Below are 703 nucleotides of genomic sequence, written 5' to 3'. Positions count from 1 at the left end.
GCTGATATCGTTACCAGGGTTTTGGGTACTTCCTTTAAGATAGAAGCCCATGAAGGCGGTCCGGTGAATGTAAGCGTAGCAACGGGCAAGGTAAGCGTAGGACATATTGACAATACAACGTCCCCGATTAGAACATTAGCCGTGTTAACCACCGGACAAAGTATAAGCTGGGATAAATCCTCACAAAAAGCAATAGCTGGTTCTTTCCCTGTTGATGACCTGGAGCAATGGCGGCAGGGAAAGCTCGTCTTCAGTCACAGTTCTCTTGCAAATATGGCACGCGACCTCGAAAGATGGTACAAGGTGGAGATCAGGATCAAAGATCCCGGCAAAGCAAAGGAGAAGGTTTCGGGGGTTATACCATCGACCATTTCGGTAAAAGATGCGATGAATGTGCTTAGTATAACCGGCCATTTCAAATACACCATCCAGGACTCTATTATTAATATTTATTAACCCTAAAAATGATTCGAATGGAATAAGTCAGTACTAATAAGGAAAAACCGTTCCCTTTTCAGGAGAACGGTCTGTAGCACAAGAAGCCTCGGTTTGGTCGCCAGTGGACTTCATGTAAACACACCGGAAGTAACAACGCCCGGCAATTAACAAATTAGATTTCAACAAGAAATCAACCCGTAATTAATACAAAGATGCAAAAACAAAAAGGATTAAAGCGATATCCTTATTTCAGATTTATTATGAA

The 703-nt window shown here is 42.4% G+C and carries 1 protein-coding gene; it reads left to right on the top strand.

The genetic code is table 11. The features are described 5' to 3' along the window. A partial coding sequence (locus tag ACNOHI_RS24875) for a FecR family protein (RefSeq protein ID WP_420477410.1) occupies nt 1–456 on the top strand: 456 nt, incomplete at its 5' end. Between the last annotated feature and the right edge of the window lie 247 nt (nt 457–703).

Source organism: Noviherbaspirillum sp. ST9 (assembly GCF_048799745.1).
Classification (GTDB): Bacteria; Pseudomonadota; Gammaproteobacteria; order Burkholderiales; family Burkholderiaceae_D; genus Noviherbaspirillum.
The sequence above is the reverse complement of the archived record's forward strand: the minus strand, read 5'-3'. Positions and strand labels throughout refer to the sequence as shown.